The organism is Terribacillus sp. JSM ZJ617 (assembly GCF_044383785.1).
GTDB lineage: Bacteria > Bacillota > Bacilli > Bacillales > Amphibacillaceae > Terribacillus.
Genome location: NZ_JBISEQ010000004.1, coordinates 17,424 through 37,323 on the forward strand (window position 1 = coordinate 17,424; position 19,900 = coordinate 37,323).

Annotated in this window: 20 protein-coding genes; 8 read left to right on the top strand and 12 right to left on the bottom strand. The window is 44.7% G+C overall.

Annotation, left to right across the window (positions count from 1 at the left end; translation table 11 throughout):
• Positions 1-55: 55 nt before the first annotated feature.
• The 4 genes from cshA to ACH6C1_RS13590 all read right to left on the bottom strand — a co-directional run bounded on the left by cshA (position 56) and on the right by ACH6C1_RS13590 (position 3,514).
• Positions 56-1,558 (bottom strand): degradosome RNA helicase CshA, encoded by a 1,503-nt coding sequence (cshA, locus tag ACH6C1_RS13575; RefSeq protein WP_095224059.1) that lies wholly within the window; start codon positions 1,556-1,558, stop codon positions 56-58.
• Positions 1,559-1,885: 327 nt separating this feature from the next.
• Positions 1,886-2,578, bottom strand: coding sequence for an alpha/beta hydrolase (locus ACH6C1_RS13580; RefSeq protein WP_374077868.1), 693 nt, complete (start codon positions 2,576-2,578; stop codon positions 1,886-1,888).
• 26 nt (positions 2,579-2,604) lie between these two features.
• Positions 2,605-3,129, bottom strand: a complete 525-nt coding sequence (locus ACH6C1_RS13585; protein WP_374077870.1) for a YppG family protein — start codon at positions 3,127-3,129, stop codon at positions 2,605-2,607.
• 109 nt (positions 3,130-3,238) lie between these two features.
• A complete protein-coding gene (locus tag ACH6C1_RS13590) occupies positions 3,239-3,514 on the bottom strand; it encodes a glutaredoxin family protein (protein ID WP_374077872.1) in 276 nt (91 codons plus the stop codon).
• A 191-nt stretch (positions 3,515-3,705) separates the two neighbouring features.
• Between ACH6C1_RS13590 and ACH6C1_RS13595 the strand changes: the two genes are divergently transcribed.
• Complete coding sequence (locus tag ACH6C1_RS13595) at positions 3,706-4,593, top strand: SDR family oxidoreductase (RefSeq protein ID WP_286160785.1); 888 nt, start codon at positions 3,706-3,708, stop codon at positions 4,591-4,593.
• A gap of 30 nt (positions 4,594-4,623) precedes the next feature.
• Here ACH6C1_RS13595 and abc-f read toward each other — a convergent pair whose 3' ends face one another.
• The 6 genes from abc-f to ACH6C1_RS13625 all read right to left on the bottom strand — a co-directional run bounded on the left by abc-f (position 4,624) and on the right by ACH6C1_RS13625 (position 10,553).
• On the bottom strand, positions 4,624-6,246 hold the full coding sequence (gene abc-f / locus ACH6C1_RS13600) for a ribosomal protection-like ABC-F family protein (RefSeq protein ID WP_374077874.1): 1,623 nt from the start codon (positions 6,244-6,246) through the stop codon (positions 4,624-4,626).
• A 162-nt stretch (positions 6,247-6,408) separates the two neighbouring features.
• The gene (locus tag ACH6C1_RS13605) at positions 6,409-6,516 is read right to left on the bottom strand and encodes an RAxF-45 family protein (RefSeq protein WP_353615327.1); all 108 of its coding nucleotides are present in this window, start codon (positions 6,514-6,516) and stop codon (positions 6,409-6,411) included.
• Positions 6,517-6,579: 63 nt separating this feature from the next.
• Positions 6,580-7,473 carry a YegS/Rv2252/BmrU family lipid kinase gene (locus tag ACH6C1_RS13610; RefSeq protein WP_374077877.1) on the bottom strand — a complete coding sequence of 298 codons (894 nt, stop codon included), beginning with the start codon at positions 7,471-7,473 and terminating at the stop codon, positions 6,580-6,582.
• An 87-nt stretch (positions 7,474-7,560) separates the two neighbouring features.
• Positions 7,561-8,901, bottom strand: coding sequence for an Nramp family divalent metal transporter (locus ACH6C1_RS13615; RefSeq protein WP_374077880.1), 1,341 nt, complete (start codon positions 8,899-8,901; stop codon positions 7,561-7,563).
• Positions 8,902-9,028: 127 nt separating this feature from the next.
• Positions 9,029-9,349 (bottom strand): thioredoxin family protein, encoded by a 321-nt coding sequence (locus tag ACH6C1_RS13620; protein WP_374077882.1) that lies wholly within the window; start codon positions 9,347-9,349, stop codon positions 9,029-9,031.
• A gap of 64 nt (positions 9,350-9,413) precedes the next feature.
• Positions 9,414-10,553: a CapA family protein gene (locus ACH6C1_RS13625; RefSeq protein WP_374077884.1), complete on the bottom strand. Its 1,140-nt coding sequence runs from the start codon at positions 10,551-10,553 to the stop codon at positions 9,414-9,416.
• Positions 10,554-10,686: 133 nt separating this feature from the next.
• Between ACH6C1_RS13625 and ACH6C1_RS13630 the strand changes: the two genes are divergently transcribed.
• The gene (locus ACH6C1_RS13630) at positions 10,687-11,151 is read left to right on the top strand and encodes a cupin domain-containing protein (protein WP_374077886.1); all 465 of its coding nucleotides are present in this window, start codon (positions 10,687-10,689) and stop codon (positions 11,149-11,151) included.
• Here the strand turns inward: ACH6C1_RS13630 and argS are convergent, their stop codons facing one another.
• A complete protein-coding gene (argS, locus tag ACH6C1_RS13635; protein WP_374077888.1) occupies positions 11,152-12,834 on the bottom strand; it encodes an arginine--tRNA ligase in 1,683 nt (560 codons plus the stop codon). It lies immediately after the preceding gene.
• Positions 12,835-13,198: 364 nt separating this feature from the next.
• Here argS and ACH6C1_RS13640 point away from each other — a divergent pair, with 364 nt between their 5' ends.
• The 6 genes from ACH6C1_RS13640 to ACH6C1_RS13665 all read left to right on the top strand — a co-directional run bounded on the left by ACH6C1_RS13640 (position 13,199) and on the right by ACH6C1_RS13665 (position 19,504).
• Positions 13,199-13,333: a YfhE family protein gene (locus ACH6C1_RS13640; protein ID WP_095224049.1), complete on the top strand. Its 135-nt coding sequence runs from the start codon at positions 13,199-13,201 to the stop codon at positions 13,331-13,333.
• A gap of 107 nt (positions 13,334-13,440) precedes the next feature.
• Positions 13,441-14,139 (top strand): ABC transporter ATP-binding protein, encoded by a 699-nt coding sequence (locus ACH6C1_RS13645; RefSeq protein ID WP_374077890.1) that lies wholly within the window; start codon positions 13,441-13,443, stop codon positions 14,137-14,139.
• Positions 14,136-15,452 carry an ABC transporter permease gene (locus ACH6C1_RS13650; protein WP_374077892.1) on the top strand — a complete coding sequence of 439 codons (1,317 nt, stop codon included), beginning with the start codon at positions 14,136-14,138 and terminating at the stop codon, positions 15,450-15,452. The genes ACH6C1_RS13645 and ACH6C1_RS13650 overlap by 4 nt, the downstream gene beginning before the upstream one ends.
• Before the next feature lie 46 nt (positions 15,453-15,498).
• Positions 15,499-16,500 (top strand): LacI family DNA-binding transcriptional regulator, encoded by a 1,002-nt coding sequence (locus ACH6C1_RS13655; RefSeq protein ID WP_483887692.1) that lies wholly within the window; start codon positions 15,499-15,501, stop codon positions 16,498-16,500.
• A 118-nt stretch (positions 16,501-16,618) separates the two neighbouring features.
• Complete coding sequence (locus ACH6C1_RS13660) at positions 16,619-18,085, top strand: glycoside hydrolase family 32 protein (RefSeq protein ID WP_374077897.1); 1,467 nt, start codon at positions 16,619-16,621, stop codon at positions 18,083-18,085.
• Between the two features lie 27 nt (positions 18,086-18,112).
• Positions 18,113-19,504, top strand: coding sequence for a sucrose-specific PTS transporter subunit IIBC (locus tag ACH6C1_RS13665; RefSeq protein WP_095224045.1), 1,392 nt, complete (start codon positions 18,113-18,115; stop codon positions 19,502-19,504).
• 70 nt (positions 19,505-19,574) lie between these two features.
• Here ACH6C1_RS13665 and ACH6C1_RS13670 read toward each other — a convergent pair whose 3' ends face one another.
• Entirely contained in the window at positions 19,575-19,877 is a 303-nt protein-coding gene (locus tag ACH6C1_RS13670) for a YkvA family protein (RefSeq protein WP_374077902.1), read from the bottom strand.
• Positions 19,878-19,900 lie beyond the last annotated feature (23 nt).

A 19,900-nucleotide genomic window follows, 5' to 3' on the forward strand; every position in this document is an offset into this window, starting at 1 on the left:
ATACTCCAAGACTCTTGCCATAAAAAAAGACACCCCTTCAGGTGTCTTTTTTTAATTAGTTATCGTTGTTGCGTTTGCCGCGGTAGCCGCCGCCTCCGCTGCCATTGCGTTTGCCTTGTCCTTGGTAGTTACGGCCACGCGAATTGCTGTTACGGCCATAGCCGCCACGTCGGTCGCCATTACCGCCACGGGAACCGCCGCCACGGTATTTCTTTTTGTCCTTGAAGTTGCCTTTTACGCTGATTGGAGCAATGGAAGTAATACGAACCGGTGTATTACGACGCTCTTTTGTCAGCATTTTCAAAGCAGCTGCAACAACTGTTTCAGCACCGAACTGGTTGATCAGCTCGTTTGCTTTTTCGTTGTATGCTTTTAGATCTTTGTTTTCGATCGTACGCATCATTTTATCGATAGCGATCTGCTGCTGTCCTTGTGCAGCTTCGTCGTTAGTCGGAGCATCTTTGCGTGCAATTTTGCTCTTCGTTGTTTTTTCGATCAAGTGCAGGTGAGAAATCTCTCTTGGCGTGATGAAGGAGACAGCTTGTCCAGCTTTACCAGCACGTCCTGTACGACCGATGCGGTGTACATAGCTTTCCGGATCCTGCGGGATATCGAAGTTATATACATGCGTTACGTTAGAAATATCAAGACCACGTGCAGCAACGTCAGTCGCTACCAAAATTTCTACACGGCCATTTTTAAATTTGTTCAACACGGACATACGCTTGCCTTGTGTAAGATCGCCATGAATACCTTCTGCGCGGAAACCGCGAGCCTGCAAGCCTTCAGTCACTTCATCAACACGTTTTTTCGTTCTGCCGAATATAATTGCCAATGTTGGCTCATCGATATCAAGCAAGTTGGAAAGTGTATCGAATTTCTGTCTTTCCTGAACTTCGATGTAAGTCTGATCGATGTTCGTTACAGTCATTTCTTTTGCTTTTACTTTAACTTCTGTAGGGTCTTTCATCAATCTCGTACCGATATCACGGATTTCTTTCGGCATTGTCGCACTGAATAGCAAAGTTTGACGCTCTTCAGGGATAGAGGAAAGAATTTCGCGAATATCGTCGATGAAGCCCATGTTTAGCATTTCGTCTGCTTCATCCAATACAGCAGTGTGAACATTGCTGATATTGATCGTTTTGCGGCGGATATGGTCAAGCAGTCGGCCAGGTGTCGCAACGACGATATGCGGGCCTTCTTTTAGTGAACGGATCTGACGGTCCATATGCTGACCACCGTATACTGGAAGTGTACGGATTCCTTTGAATTGACCAAGACGGTGAAGCTCTTCTCCTACCTGGATAGCAAGCTCACGAGTCGGTGCAATAACCAAACCTTGGATTTGGCGTTTAGAGCGATCGATTTTGCTGATCATCGGGATACCGAAGGCAGCAGTTTTACCAGTACCAGTCTGCGCTTGACCTAGTACGTCTTTTCCTTCCAGGGCGAATGGAATTGTCTCGGCTTGGATCGGTGTAGCCTCTTCAAATCCCATTTTATCTAATGCTTTTAAAATTGGTTCCGAAATACCTAATGAACTAAATGTTGTCAATTTCTAATTACTCCTTTATATAAAAAAAGTCTCACTGATGAAGCACGGCAGTTATACACAATAAAAAAGCCTTCCTCCACGCTTGGGAAGAGGCCTTAAGCAAGCATTCATTGGATTTAATTATAGTAACACACTATTTATCCGAATTCTACCTATATCTATGATTACACGTACATATACGTGTAATATTTTTCATTAAAGCCCTTCCAAATGTCTAACAGATCTTTGGAAATGTTATATTATTTTCAAGCAGCAGTCCTACCGGCTTTCACAGCTTTGTTTCTATTTTCTCCTTTAGGATGGATCTTAAACACTCACCGGCAAATATTAAGCCTCAAGCAGAAATTCCTCCACTTGCATACAGATTTGGTCGATATCCGGACCAAGGCACAGAAGATGCCTCGATTCGTCAAAGAGAACCATTTTCTGCTTCTGGGAGCCAAGATGTTTGTGCAAATAGTTTACAGTACGATGCGGCACCATGCTGTCCTGAATTCCCTGCACAATGAATACGGGACAGGAAACTGCAGGTAATGCTTTTTTTGTATAATCTACACATTTCTTGAATTCCCAGAATGCACGAAACGGAATTTTCCCTTTTTTCTCTTCCCGCAGTTTGGTCAAGTCGTCCACAATGTCGCCGCTCAGCTGCTTTTTCATGTTTTGCCAGGCCTCAATCGTCAGCAGCTTCCAGTTCAGGTATTTACCCGATGCTGATAACAGGACAAGCTTGTCAGCACCGTATTTGGCGGCTAAATGGGAAGCAATCATTCCGCCCATCGAAAATCCTATCACATAGACCTGGGTACATTCTTGTGCAAGACGCTCATATGCTTCCTCACAAGCCTTGATCCATTCTCTATGACCGACTCCGCGGAGGGACAGCTCATCTGCCTTACCATGACCAGGCAGAGCGACCATTTCCACTTTCCATTCCGTATGATTCATTAAATGCTCAGTTAAGGGCTCCACCTCGTACGTACCACCGGTGAAGCCGTGGATACATAATATTCCTGTCATTCGATCATCTTCGCTTTCCTTATTGTTTATCTCAGTATCTTCAAAAAAGAACCGAGTGATTTGACGATTGGAGAAACCTGCTGCACCGTCGAAGCCATCTGTCCGACGGTCGACATCATCTTATTGATATCCATTTGGCCATTCTTATCTTGAAAGTAAGTTGCCAGCCCTTTTGTCAGCTGTGCTTGCTGCTTTGGCTGCTGGATATTTGTCGGCTGGGCATATGCATGCCAATACGGCGCAAGAGGTGGTTTTTTGAAATACTCATACGGCGTTACCTGCTGCGGCGGCTGCGTTTGCTGTGCTTGCTGCCAGCCTCCCCACTGACTGAAATACTCAGGAGGATATGGATTGTAGGCATAAGGATCGGTCTGTCTGTTAGTATCACCAATATTTACATTTGCTTGCATCCATGTATGAGTATTCATCGTATCATTAAATTGCTCTCTAGGCTCGGTTTGATAAACAGGTTCGTAATAATAACGCTGCCGGCCATCGCTCATCTGCTGCTGTACATGGGAGCGTGGCTCTGTCGTATCGTAATAATACATCTCCACACACCTTTCCTATTTCTCCTTTATCGTATGTTAGGCGAAGGAAGGGCGTTATTCTCAACATTAAAAAGAAAGCAAAAACCACCGCAGATACGTTGATTTTTGCTCAATAGCTGAACTGTGTCCGTGTGGACTGCATTCTGTTGATAAGCCCAAGCATTTGCTGAAGCTTGTTTTTTTGGAACCCTAGAACCTTTTCACCATTGATCAGGACAAGCGGAGTGCTGTAAACGGAATGTGCTTGCATTTCCTTCAATACAGCGGGCGCATTTGTGATATTTTTGACACTGTAAGAAATATTCCACTTATCAAGCTGCTCCATCACTTGCTCGCATTGCTTACAATGATCACTGATGTATACTTCTACATTGCGATGTCTCATCTGCATTCTCCTTTTGTCTCCTGCCAATGCATTCTACCAAATATTACCCCCGCACCTAGTACTTAAAACCTATTTTCAGGAAAGTTCCGCTTTTTTCTTCATGCAACCCATTACATTTCGAATATGCAGTTTGATTTAAATGAAACGTGGTATCAATAGCATATATACGAAACGAAAAGGAGCTGTCTTAATTGCCAAAAGATCCAAAAACACAATATTACCATGATACGTATCCGAAACAATATCAGGATCCGCCCGGTCTGCAGAAGGATATGGATCCAAAGCCTGATTGCGGAGAAGATAGCTATAAAGGATCCGGAAAACTGACAGGACGAAAAGCACTGGTTACTGGTGGTGACTCCGGTATCGGCCGTGCTGCTGCTATTGCTTACGCAAGAGAAGGTGCCGATGTAGCTATCAACTACCTACCAGAAGAGCAGCCAGATGCGGAAGAAGTAAAAGAACTAATTGAGGCAGAAGGGAGAAAGGCCGTACTTATACCCGGAGACCTTCGAAACGAGAGATTCAACTATAAGCTTGTAGAGGAAGCAGTCGAACAATTAGGCGGTCTTGATATCCTTGCACTTGTCGCTGGTAAGCAGCAAGCTGTAGAGGACATTGCAGATTTGACAACCGAGCAGCTGAAAGCGACATTTGAAACAAATGTATATCCGCTTTATTGGCTGACAAAAGCTGCCCTTCCGCATTTGCCAGCGGGGTCTTCGATCATTACGACGACATCTGTGGAAGGCTTCAATCCTTCTCCAATGCTGCTGGATTATGCAGCTACGAAAAGCACAATCATCGGTTTCACAAAAGGTCTGGCAAAACAGATTGCCGATAAAGGAATCCGCGTGAACTCTGTTGCACCGGGGCCAATTTGGACACCATTGCAAATTTCCGGCGGACAGCTGCAGGAAAACATCCCTGAATTCGGCTCCAACACACCGCCAACACCTGCCGGACGTGCAGGACAGCCAGTTGAGCTTGCCAGCGTGTATGTATTCCTTGCGTCTGAAGAATCAAGCTATGTAAGTGCACAGGTATACAGCATCACTGGCGGAATTCCGACAGCATAAAGAAAAGCTGCGAGCAATGCTCGCAGCTTTTTATTGTTTAACTATCTTCCATTGGTCTTTTGTCTCTTCATAATTACCCGGATAACGATGAAGCACCCCATTTTCCAGGTAAGCTGTCTGATCAAAACAGGTATTCAGCAGATGTCGATCATGGCTGATACCAAGCACCGTTCCATCAAAACGCCCCAGAGCCTCCTCCAGAACCTCCCTTGATTCCAAGTCCAGATGGTTCGTCGGTTCATCCAAGAGGAGCAAATTGATACCTTGATGCATAAAAATGGCAAGTTTCAGCCGCATTCTTTCTCCTCCGCTCAAGCGCCCAATCGGCTGGAACACCGCGTACCCATAGAACATGAATGCTGCCAGCATATGTCTTGCTTCTGCTTCCGCCACAGAAATCACCGTTCGGAAATAATCAATCATCCGCATGGCGGGATCCGCATCCTCCAGTGGATGCTGCGGCAGGTACCCCACCTGCACTGCACTCCCGATCTTAACGATTCCGCTGTCAGCACGTAAACTGCCAAGGACAATTTTGATTAATGTCGACTTGCCGCTGCCGTTATCCCCTACAATAGCTACCCTTTCTTTATAACGCAAATGCAGCATGATATCCCGCAGCACTTCTCGTTCACCGAAGGCCTTTCTTATTGATTCCATACGGATGACATCTTCCCCGCTGCGCTCGTCTGCAGCAAGTTTAAGCCTCATCTTTGCCGGATCAATATTAGGCCTGGACAGCTTCTCCATCCGCTCCAATGCGCGTTCCATATTACGTGCACGCTTATGCAGTCCTTCATTCGGGGGATTTGCCTGATTCGCCCACAGCTTCAGCCTCTTGATTGTTTCCTTCATTTTCTTGATCTTTTTCTGCTGTTCCTTGTATGCTTCGAATTCTTGCAGGAGCTTCGCTTCCTTTTGTTTCAGATAAGAGGTGAAGTTGCCGGTATAAACAGTCACCTCCCCATCCTCTAAATCAGCAATCCGGGATACAGTTGCATCCAGGAAATACTGATCATGTGAGATGACGCATACAGCTCCTGCGTAATTTGCCAGAAAGTTTTCAAGCCATTCAATAGCTGACAGATCAAGATGGTTTGTCGGCTCATCCAACAGCAGCAAATCTGGCTGCTGCAGGAGTACATACGCCAAGCCCACCTTTGTTTTCTCTCCTCCACTCAGTTTGGCAAAAGGTTCTTCCAGCAGCTGTCCAATGTGCAACCCATTTGCTGTCCGGGTAATGTTTGCATCCATTTCATAGCCGCCTGCTTCTGCAAATGCAGTTTGCACCTCTCCATAAGCAGCCAATGCTTTCTCCATTTTTCCCGGATCCAGCATTTGCTCCTCTAATTTCCGCATTCTTTCCTGCAAGGCAGCAAGTTCATCGAATGCACCCATCAAGTACTGCTTCACAGTACCGGCATGCCCAACTGGAATTTGCTCTAAATAACCTATTTTTGCTTGCTTGCGTATAAACACTTGCCCTCCATCACATATTTCCGTTCCGATGATCAATTTAAAGATCGTTGATTTACCACTGCCGTTTCGACCGACCAAACCAATCTTTTCCCCCGGCTTCAGCTCCAGGTTCAGCTTTTCGAACAATATATTACCGCCCATGATTTTCTTGACGTCCTTCAATGTAATTAACATGTTATCCGCTCCTTTTTCTAAAAAAAAAGCCAGACAGCAAGACTGTCTGACTCTGACAAATTCTAAAAAAGGGTACAAAAAAACCACACGCAGGGTGTGGTTCTCTCTGAAACGCCTTTTCTTTCTGCTGTAGAGAAATAGATCCTGCACATTATCCATTATTTAGTTGGTAAAAAAGGGCATACGTATCCCGTTACCAACAAAACCATGAATAATCGCGCGGCGATGCAATAGATTTTGATCGGCTTCACGCGAAAGTGTGTGCAACATCTGATTCCCCTCCTTTTCCTTGTAAGTATTTCCAGTATAGAGGTTATGAAACGAATTGTCAAACTATTCTCCAATTATCATTTCAAGATGTCCAGGCAGGATTTTTACCTCACCAGATGTTTCCTGATAAACTTCTCCATCCATATCAATTGCTTTACCCGCAGGAGACAAGAAGCGAATTTTTTCAGCTTCCTGAATTCCTACCTCAGTAAGATCAGATAGAACTGTTTTATCTTGTTTGATCTGGAGAAGCTCTTTAAAGCTAGTCAAATTGGAATTTTTCACAAATATTACATGCAGCTTACCATCATCCGGCCTTATATTTGGCCCTGCAAACTCTCTTGTACCGATGAACCGGCCGTTCATTACCAGAATCATAACTGCTTCTCCCTCTACATTTTCACCATCGATTTCCATTTGATATGAAAATGGTTCAGCCTGGTTGACCGTTCTTAAGGTACTGATAAAATACGATAGTACGCCTAAGCGGGATTTCTGATCTTCATCGATGTTATTCGATGCATCCGCAATCAGCCCCACTCCCCAGAAATTCAAGAAGTACGATTCCTCATACTGGCCAATGTCTATCGAGGCAGTCTTCCCGTCAGCGATTGCTGCAGCTGCCTTCCCTAAATTCTGCGGCAACCCTAACATGCGGCTGAAATCATTGCAAGTACCTCCCGGAATGATTGCAACTGTCGGACGCTTCGGTAAAGGTGCAATAGCATTGATCACTTGATGGATGGTACCGTCACCACCGTGTATGATCAATAGATCAATGTCTCCTGCAACCTCCCTGCTGTATTTCACCAATTCCCCCAGATCGTTCGTTTGCATGACCTCTAGCTGTTTGACTGATGCCACAAGCTTTGGCAATGTTTGTCCCAGTTCCCGTTCCATGAGATCATCGTCCATATTTCCATTCACTAGATATACAGCGTGTTCGAATGTTTGCATCGTTCTCCTCTCCTTCCCTATTAATGTTCCCTGCGCATTGGATCGGTTAAACTTTGGCAAATAAAAAAAGCCGGCTGGAAACCGGCTTTATAAGGCATGCCCTGTCACGATCATATATCCGAGCATGAATGCATTCAGCGAGACTATTAATCCTGTGGCTGTCCACGCCAGCACTTTAATATAAGGCTTGTTCACGAAGGAACCCATCTTTTTCTTGCTGCTTGTAAACAGTACAAGCGGGATGACTGCAAAGGATAGCTGCAGGCTAAGAATTACTTGACTCCAAACAAGCAAATCACCTGTGCTGGAAGGGCCGCAAATCCCCACGACTATCAGCGCAGGAATGATGGCGATGATTCTTGTAACAAGCCGTCTGACCCAGGGTTTTATGCGGAACTGAATGAATCCTTCCATGACGATCTGTCCGGTCAATGTACCTGTAATAGTCGAAGACTGACCAGATAGAAGCAGTGCAAAACCGAAAAGGAAGCTGGCAGCGCCCGCACCAATAGCAGGACTTAACAGCTTGTATGCATCCTCAATTCCTTCCACATGCTGCCCAATAGTATGGAAAGCAGCTGCACCAAGGATTAAAATCGCTGAATTGACGAAGAAAGCAACTCCGAGTGAGAAGGTCGAGTCTATATATGCGAATTTCACTGCTTCCTTCTTGCCCTTTTCTGTATCCCGATAATTCCTTGTTTGCACGATAGAGGAATGCAGATACAGATTATGCGGCATAACAGTTGCACCGAGAATACCAAGCGCCAGAAATAAGACCGATGGGTCGGTCACAATTTCCGGCGAAGGGATATAGCCTTTCAATGCTTCCGAAAGAGCAGGATGCGAAAAAATCAACTCGAAAAGAAAGCAGCCCGCGATGGTGATCATCAGTACGGTAATGATCGCTTCCATCCAGCGAAATCCTTTTTTCTGCAATAGAAGCAGCAAAAGGACGTCCAGCGCTGTAATGATTATGCCCACCATGATCGGTATGTGAAATAGCAAATTAAGTGCTATGGCAGAACCCAAAACCTCAGCCAAATCTGTTGCTATAATGGCCAGCTCTGTCAGCATCCACAGTACCACGACCACTTTCGGATGGAAGGCATCCCTTGTCGCCTGCGCTAAATCACGGCCAGTTGCGATTCCGAGCTTGGCGGCCAGCCCCTGCATCAGCATGGCAATTAAGTTGGAAAGCAGGACGACAGCAAGCAGCATATAGCCAAAGGAAGAACCAGCTGAAATGGACGTCTCCCAGTTACCCGGATCAATGAAACCAACTGCCACAAGTACACCTGGACCCATAAAAGCGAATAGCTTTTTGAAGAAGCTCCCATTCTCCGGAATAGCCACACTATGGTTCGACTCTTCCAGACTTGCATCCCCAGCTCTGCTAAGCCAGCCCTTGTCTCGTTCTTTATCCATAAAGATCGCTTCTTTCTTGTTGTTATTAGCACGAGTTTACCAAAGGAAACATTTTTAGTCAAAGAAAAGATACTCCTATAAAAAAAGCTTCCCTGCTGGACAGGAAAGCTTTTCGGTTTACAAATAGTTACCCAAGCTGCTGTTGGAGGAATGCGATAACCTCTTCGGGAGATTTCGCATTTGCACTATGCAAGTGCGCCAGCTTCTCACCGTTTTGGAATAGGAGAATACATGGAATTCCCATTACGTCCTGCTCAGCTGCAACATCGGGTACTTCATCATTATTAAGCTCATACCATTTATAATTGCCATATTCCGCAAGCACCTGATCGATAAACATATTCATGCGTGTGCAGTCCGGACACCAGTCTGCGAAGAACTTAACGATGACCGGCTCTTCACTCACGATAACTTCATTGAACTTTTCTTTTGTATTGATGCGTTCCATTGTTGTTTCCCCCTTCTGCTTTTCCTTCTAAAGATACGGTACACACTAGGCGGAAATCAAGCACTTAGCTTGATGCATCTTTTTCAATGAAGGAAAGATCTGGTGCAAGCTTCGCCATATGCTTTTTCTTCGCTTCATAAGTACTTTTCATTTCCGGCAATTGATACATCGGCTGAATACGGTAATGCTTCCAATCAGTAAAGGATAGATATGTCAGGAGCATTCTTGGGGACTTCGCAGTTACCGTCTTTCCATCTTTCTCAATATCAAATTGAAAAGCTGCACCTATACGCCGATCGATTTCTTCCTGAGCAGCGATGAAGTTCCCAAGAGAATAGATGACGAGCGTTTTATTTCCCTCTTTTCCTGTCAGCCATTCAACAGGCTGCAGCACATGAGGGTGACAGCCTAAAACTGCTGTTGCACCTTGATCAGCAACGAACTGAGCAAGTTCTTTTTGATCCTCGTTAGAATCATCTTCATATTCAACACCGAAATGTAAACTGACAATAACAGCATCTGCTTGCTGTTTAGCTTGGCCGATATCATCTTTTATCTTTTGCTTATCAATCAGATTGACTAAATAGTCCTTGCCCTCAGGTACCGCAATTCCGTTTGTCCCATACGTATAGCTAAGAAACGCGACCGAAATACCTTCTGCTGTTTTTTCTATCGTTAGCTTTTTGCTATCTTCCTTGTTCGCATACGCTCCAGTATATGCCATTTCAATCTTCTCGTACTGAGCAGTAGCATGCTTCACGCCAGCTTCTCCTTGATCCAATGTATGCTTATTGGCCATCGTGACTACATCGACTCCCATATCCTTCAAGGTATCGCCAATTTCATCAGGACTGTTGAAGTTCGGGTAAGTGGATACGCCTAGCGCTTCCCCGCCCATAATGGATTCCTGGTTGGCAACAGTGAGCGTCGTACTATCTAAATAGGGTTTAACATCTTGAAACATCGGATCAAAATCATAGCCTGTCTTTGTACTTGCATCATGATAAATGGAGCTATGCAGGAGCACATCCCCGATAGCAGTAACGGAAATTGACCGACTATCAGGCACCTCTTTAGGTTCCAGCTCCACTATTTTTTGCTGCACTGCCTGAACCGCTTCTGTTTGCTGTTTCGGAACTCCTCCACTGCACGACGTAAGAATGACAAGACCCGACAATGCGACAAAAAATGCTTTTATTTTCATGCGTTACCGCCTGTCTGTGAGTTATTTATCCGTATTATAAACGCAGACTCGCATGAAAAATAGTACATTTTGTATAAAAAGGAATTCAATTGATGAACAGTCGGGTAAATAACAAAGAAAAAGGAGGCACATCATGCAAAAATTCCATTTTCACGACGATGGCATCTATCCAAATAATAAGCTTCCTGTTCTTTATTATAAGAATGCTTTCGAACATACTGATACGATGCAGGAGGTTTTCAAATCCAATCACTGGAGAAACAGCTGGGTCAATGGCATTTTTCCGTATCACCACTATCACAGTACTGTCCATGAAGTACTGGGAGTTTTGAGCGGCCATGCAACTGTTCAGCTAGGCGGGCCGGATGGAGAACAGCTGGAAATCTCCCATGGTGATGTCATTGTGCTGCCTGCCGGTACTGCCCACAAACGGATGCAGCAATCTAATGATTTTCAAGTACTTGGTGCTTATCCGGATGGAATGTCCTTTGACACGAAAACGGGCAAGTCAGGCGAATACAAACAAGCGCTGCAGCAAATTCCGAAAGTCCCAATTCCGAAGCTGGATCCTGTTACCGGCAATTCGATCTGGAGCTAATCACATTTGTCTCGGTGCGTGAATCCCCAAGAGTCGAAGACCCTCCTCCAAAACGGATGCAACAGCTTCGACAATTGCCAATCGTGCACCGAGTTTTTCATCTTTTTCGAGGATACGCACTTTTCCATAATAGCTGTTGAACGCTTGGGCAAGATCAATTACATATTTGGCGATTCTGGAAGGATCGTAGTTGGTTCCGGCATTGGCGATTGCTTCCGGGAACTGCAGCAGCAGGGATAGAATCGGCCAAGCAGCCACTGCTGTCTCTTCATCGACTTCCGAACCGTCCTGGAATTCTCCTCCCTTAGCCAGCAACGTACTAGCTCGAGCATGCGTATATTGCACATATGGCCCTGTCTCTCCTTCCACACGAAGCATATCTTCCAACGAGAACTCTATATCGTGGATACGTTCATGCTTCAAGTCATGGAATAAGACAGCACCAACGCCGACTTGTCTTGCGACTTCTTCCTTGTTAGCCAACCCTGGATTTTTTTCAGTTATATTAGCATCTGCCAAATGGATTGCCTGTTCCAGTACTTTATCCAGCAGTACTAGCTTTCCTTTCCTGGTCGACATTTTTTTGCCATCCTGCAGTACCATGCCGAATGGGATGTGGGTGATTCCTTCAGCCCATTCATAGCCCATTTTCTCCAGCACTAGTTTCAGCTGCTGAAAATGTAAACTCTGTTCATGTCCGACAACATACAGACTTTTGGAGAATTTGTATGTTTCCTTGCGATAGATAGCTGCCGCAAGATCACGCGTTGCATATAGTGTAGCGCCATCTTTTTTCTTGATCAGACTAGGCGGAAGTTCAAATTCATCCAGGCGTACTACCTGGGCACCTTCCGACAGACTAAGCAGTTCTTTTTGCTCCAACTCCTCTACAACACGTTCCATCTTGTCATTGTAGAAAGCTTCTCCTGCGTCCGAATCAAAGCGTACGCCCATCAGTTTATAAACACGATCGAACTCTTCCATTGATACGTCACGGAACCAGCTCCAGAGCTTATTTGCATACGCATCTCCTTGCTCGAGCTTTCGGAACCAGTCCCTCCCTTCTTGTTCCAGCTGTTCATTGTGCGCTGCTTCTTCATGGAAACGGACATACAGCTTCAGAAGCTCCGGAATCGTGTTGGCACGCACCTTTCCTTCCTCACCCCATTTTTCATAAGCGCAAATCAGCTTGCCGAATTGTGTACCCCAATCACCTACATGGTTGATCCTTACAACGTCATAGCCTTGCTTTTCCAGCAAAAGACTAATGCTGTTCCCGATTACGGTCGAGCGCAGATGCCCCATTGAAAAAGGCTTTGCAATATTAGGAGAAGACAGATCAATAGTAACTGTCTGCCCTTGTCCGATAGTTGTACTTCCGTACGCCGCGCGCTGCTGAAGAATATCCTTCAGCACGCTGCTGCCGGCAAGCTTTTTATGGAGTGTGAAATTAACATACCCCCCAACTGCTGTGATAGAAGAAAACACTTCATGTGTTAAACCTGTTGCTAGTTCTGCCGCAATATTTTGCGGTGATTGCCTCTTTTCCTTCGCCAACGAAAAGCAAGGAAAAGCATAGTCTCCATGCTGCAGCTGTTTCGGTCTTTCGATTTGATGGGTCATTTCCTCTGCTGGCTTGTTCAAAGCTTTTGCTACTAATTCTGCTGCAATTGATTTGTACACATTATTTCCTCCTTCAAATATAAAAAAACCGTCTCTTCCACTTGGAAGAGACGGTTTTAATCCGCGGTGCCACTCTAATTGTCCTGTTCGGACCTGCTCAATTGGATAACGGGAATGATGTTTCCCGGCAGCCCCTACTTGACGTTCGTTCAGGGATGCAGCCAAGAAAGTCCGGTTCCTGCCGCTTTCCGCGTCCCGCTTCCACCGTCCGGGACTCGCTATAGTTTCCAGCTGCAGTACTCTCTTTCTTATCGGCTCAATATATTGTCCTTTATTATAGCGGTTCTTTTAGAAGATGCAACCCTGTTTAGATTATAAATGCCATGGGCACACTTTTGATAACCTGTAAAAAGGAGATGATCGCATGGCTAAGCAACACGGCAACTATCAGCCTGTACGCATGAATGGCGTCAGTTTATCTGATGCCCGTGAAGTAACATTCCGCAAAGAGTTCAAACGCGCGGATATCGCCGGCGGTTTCCGCCAAAAGAAGAAATAAATAAACACCGGGATCCTGCTGTCCGATAAGACAGCAGGATTTTTTTGTATACTTTTCCTTCTTGCTGCCGTCGTTATTAATAGCAGGCTATAACAGGGGGAGAAACAATGATAACAATCAAACAAGTATCTCATCACTATACGATGGGAAAGAAAGCGAAAGAAACGATAGTACCCGTATTACACGGGATTGATTTGCGCGTTGAGAAAGGAGAAATTGTGAGCCTCGTCGGTAAAAGCGGTTCTGGCAAGTCGACCTTACTGCATATTATTGGCGGCTTTATCCAGCCAACAAGTGGGCAAGTAGAAATTAATGGGACGCCAATCACCGGCTGGAACGAAGGACGATTAGCAGACTTCCGTTTACAGCATATCGGTTATATTTTTCAAAACTTCCAGCTGATACCAAGTATGACCGCAGCTCAAAATATCGAATTGCCACTCATTTTGAACGGAACACCGAAACAAAAACGCAAACAAAAAGTAGCGGATATGCTACAGCAAGTCGAGCTGGAAGCATTTCCGGATCATTATCCATCCGAACTATCAGGTGGGCAGCAGCAGCGCGTTGCGATAGCCAGAGCACTAATACTTGATCCGCCGCTGATACTGGCTGATGAACCGACTGGAAGCTTGGATAGCGATACCGAAGCAGAACTTCTTTCTCTCATTCAAAAGCTGAATAAACAAGCAGGCATTACCTTCCTTATCATCACACATGACCATGAAGTTGCAGCAATTGCGGACAGACAGCTGGAGATCAGGGACGGTCAGATGCAAAAAGTGAAAGGTGTGATGCCGGTATGACATTCAAAGATAAATGGCGTTTTGTCCAGCAGAATATGAAGAAGAATAGAGTTCGTGTGTTCATGACCATACTTGCAGCTGCTATGGGGAGCTGTTTCCTGATTGTACTAGCGTCTGTCGGGTTTGGTCTGCATGACTCCTTAATCAAAGACGAGCTGGAAAGCAGGGCTGTTACAAAAATTGATATTTACGGTACTGATGATGAAGAACAGCTAGGTTTTACGGCTGAAAATATAACTGAATTGAAGCAAATCGAGAATGTGGATGCTGTACGGCAAATTCAAAGTCTTGGTGAAACTAACTTTCATTTAGATGGTTACACGAACGAGATGCCTTCCGCTATAACTGTTGATTTTGAAAGCGAAAAACAGGCAGGAATCGAACTTGGCAGCGGGAGGTTGCCGGAGAAAGAAAATGAGATTGTCATCAGCAGTGATTTTGCTGCATTCTTGGGGAAAGATGGCGTCGAAGAAAAGGACAAGTTTGCAGAGGATGGTACGATAAAGCCTGAATATCTATACGAGGAAGAGGTCCTCAACAAAGAAATCGAGCTCGAGGCATCCACTTTTCCGGAAGACGGGAGCGAGCCTCGCACAGCAACGGAAAAAGTCCAAATTGTCGGGATTGAAGCAGCACCGGCAAACGAATACATCTACACGAATTCCGTAAAGACAACTCCTGAACTGAAAAGAACGCTTGATGAAGCATTAGATGTAACAGACAGCTATACAGAGCAGGGATATCCGCTGTACGACCAAGTAGAAGTTTATGCTTCCAATGCCGAAGCAGTAGAACCTATCCTGAACTCCTTGGATGAGAAAGGCTATTTAGCTTATTCGAATTTGGAGGAGCTGAAAAACATCAACATCCTGTTCAATGTTGCGAAAGCCGGACTCATAATCGTAGGTACGATTGCAGTACTGATCGCCTCCATCGGGATTTACAATACCATGACGATGGCAGTGACCGAGCGCGCACCGGATATCGGCATCATGAAGGCAATTGGTGCAAACCCTAAAACAATAAAACAAATTTTTCTTATGGAAAGTACGTTCATCGGGCTAGCAGGAGCACTGATTGGTACAGCTGTTGCTTATTTAATCAGCTTCCTTGTGAATGCCGGAGTTCCAGTGATATTGGAGCAGATATTCGAAGAGGAAATACCAACCACATTACAGCTTTCATCTATTCCGTTTCTATTAGCTGCCATTAGCATTACCATTTGTCTGGTTGTTACGATCCTATCGGGATCCAGACCGGCAAAACAGGCTACGAATGTGGATGTACTGCGGGCATTGAGACGCGAAATCTAGTCTCTATGACAACTCCGTCATTCTCATAGTATACTGAGGAAAATCAATGCTTTTTGAAAGGAACAAAGAGATGAAAACTATAGCGGATATTGCAGATCTGGCTGGAGTTTCAAAAAGTACGGTATCTCGCTATTTGAATGGCGGCTCTGTCAGTACAGCTACAAAGAAAAGGCTGGAACGTATTATAAACGAACAAAATTATGTACCAAATACATTTGCCCAAAGTCTGAAAGCTAAGAAAACTGCTATGGTCGGTATCATCGTACCTCGTCTGGATTCCTTTGCAGCCTCTCATACAATGATGGGGATTGATGAATCCTTACGCAGGCAGGGCTATCAATTACTGATTGCAAGTGCCAATCAAGAGGTCAGCCGGGAAATTGAAGCGATCCATAACTTTGCCAGACAGAAGGTCGCAGGCATCATCCTCATGTCTACACAAATTACCACGGAACACTTACAAGCTATAAAAGAAGCAAGTATACCAATTCTGCTGGTAGGTCAGCAGCATCCTTTACTCCCGAGCTTGATACATGACGATTATGAAGCAGGAAAGATGATGGGCGAATTTGTTGTAAAGCAAGGGCATCGTCAAATAATTTACCTCGGCGTAACAGAAAGTGATATTGCAGTGGGCATCGAACGGAAACGCGGTTTCCGCGAGGCACTGGAACATTATGACTGCCATGCTGATTATCTGGAAACAAGCTTCCGGATGCAAGATGCGATGGTGCTGGCACAAAGCTTCCTTTCCAAAACGGAAGCTACCTTGATTGTCGGAGCAACCGATAACATCGCCTTGGGTATAATCAAAGCAGCACATCAACTTAACCTTCGAATTCCTGTTGATATTTCAATTGCCGGATTTGGAGGTTATGATACAGCAGAGATTGTCACACCTGGTTTGACTACGGTTAAATACGATTACTTAGACGCTGGCAAAAAAGCAGGTGAAAAAATTGTAGAGCTTATCGAGGATGAATACTGCGAGAGCCTCACCACCTACCCTGTGCAATTAATAAGACGTGAAAGCGTTGACATAATATAAGACACAGTATATGCTATTACCAAAGAAACCGGTTCCATTACTTATGGACCTAATTCTTTGGTTTTTTTTCACCTTGTTTGGAACCGGTTCCGAAAATCGTTATGAAAGTGGTGATAACATGACAAATGCAGATAAATACCGCTTATTATCGGAGGCTGACCCTGATGAATTGGAAAAACTGGCGGAGAAGGTTAATGCCTCTCCTTGGAGACAGCATTATCATATTCAGCCCCCTACCGGATTATTGAACGATCCAAATGGATTTGGGTATTACAATGACCGATACCATCTCTTTTACCAGTGGCACCCATTTGGTCCCGTCCATGGAATGAAGTACTGGTATCATGTAACATCGACAGATTTGGTTCATTGGAAGGATATGGGGATTGGCATAGAACCCGGAGGGCAGTATGATTCACATGGCGCATACTCGGGCAGTGCCTTGGCTGAGGATGAAAAGCTCTACCTCTTTTACACCGGAAATACAAGGGATAAAGACTGGGTGAGGCATCCCTATCAATGTCTTGCAGTGATGGATCAAGAGGGGCATATCACAAAACAAGACGTCCCAATAATCGATGCTCCTCCTCAAGGCTACACTGCCCATTTCCGCGATCCTAAAGTGTGGAAAGAAGATGACCGCTACTATGCTGTTTTAGGAGCACAGCGGCTGAATAAGACGGGATGTGTGCTGATTTATAAATCAGATGATTTGCATACTTGGTCATTCATTGGGGAGCTGAAAACATCCCTTGCTGATTTCGGATATATGTGGGAATGCCCTGATTATTTTGAGTTAGGAGAAAAAGGTGTCCTTCTCTTTTGTCCACAAGGATTACCAGCAGAAGAGAATCGTTTTGAAAATATCCATCAGGCGGGTTTCTTGATAGGAGAACCCATCGATCCAGAAGTACCTAACTTTCAGCATGGCAGTTTCATGGAAATGGATAGAGGATTCGATTTTTACGCTTCGCAAACTACCCTTTCACCAGATGGGAAGCGCATCCTCATTGGCTGGATGGGACTTCCAGATACTGATTATCCAACAGATATGCACGGCTGGGCACATTGCCTTACGCTGCCGAGAGAACTTACCATCAAAGAGGGCATACTGCTGCAGCGACCTGTCAAAGAAGTGGAACTGCTTCGAAAAGATAAAAACACTGCTTCACATACAGTACACAATACTAAAATCCAGCTTGAAGAAATACATGGATCTTCTTATGAATTGATTTGCGAACTGTGTATGGAAGGTGCGGCAAAAGCCGGAATTTCATTTCGAACTGGAGTTACGGAAGAAACGCTGCTTTATTATGACGCAGTTTCTAAGTATCTTGTCTTAGACCGAACACGGTCAGGTGCGGCGATGAAAAATGGCAATGGAAGCATTCGACGTTATGCATTAGATGCAACAAAAATAACACTCAGATTGTTTGTCGATCAATCCTCGGTTGAAATTTTCATCAATGACGGAGAAGCCGTCATGACCGCCAGGATATTCCCAGCAAAGGATAGTAACGGTGTTGCCTTCTTTACCGAAGGAGGAAATGCAACATTTAACGCAGTGCAGTGGCTATATAGATAAATTTTACTCTTGAAAGGGTGATATATAATGACTGATAACAGGAAAATTGCTGAGGAAGTCATCAACGCCATTGGAGGAAAAGAGAACATTTCCTCTATAGCTCATTGTGCAACTCGCCTTCGAATCGTTGTACATGATAAAGAGAGGATTGACAAGGAGAATGTCGAAAGTATAGATAAGGTTAAAGGTGCATTTTATAACTCTGGGCAATATCAAATCATTTTTGGAACCGGCACCGTAAACAAAATCTATGATGAGCTTCAGGCACTTGGTATTGACGGTGCATCTGTACAGGAAGTAAAGCAAGCTGGTAAAAAGGAAGGTTCTGCTTTCCAACGGGCAATCCGGACTTTCGGGGATGTCTTCGTACCGATTATCCCAGTCCTCGTAGCAACCGGCTTATTTATGGGGCTGCGCGGTCTGCTGACACAGGATCAAATTCTCCACCTATTCGGCTTGGCTCCAGCAGATATACCCGCAAATTTCCTTTTATTTACGCAAGTTCTGACTGATACTGCATTTGCCTTTCTGCCCGCATTAGTCGCTTGGTCATCTTTTAAAGTATTTGGCGGAAGCCCTGTTTTAGGTATTGTATTAGGTCTGATGCTTGTGAATCCTGCCTTACCCAATGCCTATGAAGTAGCAAATGGATCCGCAGAAGCTATCACTCTATTTGGTTTTATACCTGTTGTAGGCTATCAAGGGTCTGTACTGCCGGCATTCTTCATTGGACTGATTGGTGCAAAATTAGAGAGAGCATTACGCCGTCGCATAACGGAAGCACTTGATTTGATTCTTACCCCCTTCCTTACATTGACTGTCATGATCACACTAGGACTGTTTGCAATTGGTCCAATCTTTCATTCTCTCGAGGATCTTGTCTTGACTGGGACATTGGCTGTATTGGATTTACCGTTCGGGATTGCGGGATTATTGATCGGTTCTCTCAATCAGCTCGTTGTAGTCACAGGTGTGCATCACATTTTCAATTTCCTGGAGATTCAGCTATTGGAGAATCGCGGAATGAATCCTTTCAATGCAATCATTACATGCGGTATGGCTGCGCAAGGTGCTGCTTGTCTTGCAGTTGGTCTAAAGACAAAGGATGCTAAATTGAAAGCGTTAGCATTGCCATCTTCTTTCTCAGCATTTCTTGGTATATCGGAACCCGCCATCTTTGGTATCAATTTAAGATTCATAAAGCCATTTATCATGGGATTGATTGGCGGAGGTGTTGGAGGTTTCCTTGCATCCCTGCTCGATTTAGCTGGAACAGGAATGAGTATCACTGTCATACCAGGCACCCTGCTCTATTTGAATAGTCAGCTTCCTTTTTATATCCTGATAAACTTGGTTGCTATGGCAGTGGCATTCACGCTTACTTGGATGTTTGGTTATAAAGATCCGAAGAGATTGTAAAGCAGGCATCCTATTTCTATGACACGAGCCGGCCCCTGTAATAAAAAAAGGCGCCCTACTGGGCGCTTTATTATATATTTATAACCTTATTGTCGTTTCGGTCAGCATTAAACTTATCTTTCAAATGTGCTGGTGCCATTTTAATGATGAGCTGCAGGATGAATGTTGCTACTGCTAGGTCATCCACGATACCAATTCCGATTAGAAAATCAGGTATCAAGTCAAAAGGGAAGACAAAGTACAGGACAATCAATGCAACGGCTGTCACTTTCTTGGCTGCTGCCACATCTTTAGCTATGAAGAAAGCTTTCAGAAATGGAATCGATTTGCGGAAATTGAACAGAAAACGGAGCCTGCTCCATAGTCTGGTCATATCATCCTTCCTTTCTGCCCAAA

Excerpts from the sequence above, each read along its gene's own strand:
- ACH6C1_RS13580 (WP_374077868.1), bottom strand. The coding sequence starts at position 2,578 with ATGACAGGAATATTATGTATCCACGGCTTCACCGGTGGTACGTACGAG.
- ACH6C1_RS13655 (WP_483887692.1), top strand. The coding sequence starts at position 15,499 with ATGCTTTTTGAAAGGAACAAAGAGATGAAAACTATAGCGGATATTGCA.
- ACH6C1_RS13665 (WP_095224045.1), top strand. The coding sequence starts at position 18,113 with ATGACTGATAACAGGAAAATTGCTGAGGAAGTCATCAACGCCATTGGA.
- ACH6C1_RS13620 (WP_374077882.1), bottom strand. The coding sequence starts at position 9,349 with ATGGAACGCATCAATACAAAAGAAAAGTTCAATGAAGTTATCGTGAGT.
- ACH6C1_RS13625 (WP_374077884.1), bottom strand. The coding sequence starts at position 10,553 with ATGAAAATAAAAGCATTTTTTGTCGCATTGTCGGGTCTTGTCATTCTT.
- ACH6C1_RS13670 (WP_374077902.1), bottom strand. The coding sequence starts at position 19,877 with ATGACCAGACTATGGAGCAGGCTCCGTTTTCTGTTCAATTTCCGCAAA.
- abc-f (WP_374077874.1), bottom strand. The coding sequence starts at position 6,246 with ATGTTAATTACATTGAAGGACGTCAAGAAAATCATGGGCGGTAATATA.
- ACH6C1_RS13615 (WP_374077880.1), bottom strand. The coding sequence starts at position 8,901 with ATGGATAAAGAACGAGACAAGGGCTGGCTTAGCAGAGCTGGGGATGCA.
- ACH6C1_RS13585 (WP_374077870.1), bottom strand. The coding sequence starts at position 3,129 with ATGTATTATTACGATACGACAGAGCCACGCTCCCATGTACAGCAGCAG.
- ACH6C1_RS13640 (WP_095224049.1), top strand. The coding sequence starts at position 13,199 with ATGGCTAAGCAACACGGCAACTATCAGCCTGTACGCATGAATGGCGTC.
- ACH6C1_RS13605 (WP_353615327.1), bottom strand. The coding sequence starts at position 6,516 with ATGTTGCACACACTTTCGCGTGAAGCCGATCAAAATCTATTGCATCGC.
- ACH6C1_RS13590 (WP_374077872.1), bottom strand. The coding sequence starts at position 3,514 with ATGAGACATCGCAATGTAGAAGTATACATCAGTGATCATTGTAAGCAA.
- ACH6C1_RS13610 (WP_374077877.1), bottom strand. The coding sequence starts at position 7,473 with ATGCAAACATTCGAACACGCTGTATATCTAGTGAATGGAAATATGGAC.
- ACH6C1_RS13650 (WP_374077892.1), top strand. The coding sequence starts at position 14,136 with ATGACATTCAAAGATAAATGGCGTTTTGTCCAGCAGAATATGAAGAAG.
- ACH6C1_RS13645 (WP_374077890.1), top strand. The coding sequence starts at position 13,441 with ATGATAACAATCAAACAAGTATCTCATCACTATACGATGGGAAAGAAA.
- ACH6C1_RS13660 (WP_374077897.1), top strand. The coding sequence starts at position 16,619 with ATGACAAATGCAGATAAATACCGCTTATTATCGGAGGCTGACCCTGAT.
- ACH6C1_RS13630 (WP_374077886.1), top strand. The coding sequence starts at position 10,687 with ATGCAAAAATTCCATTTTCACGACGATGGCATCTATCCAAATAATAAG.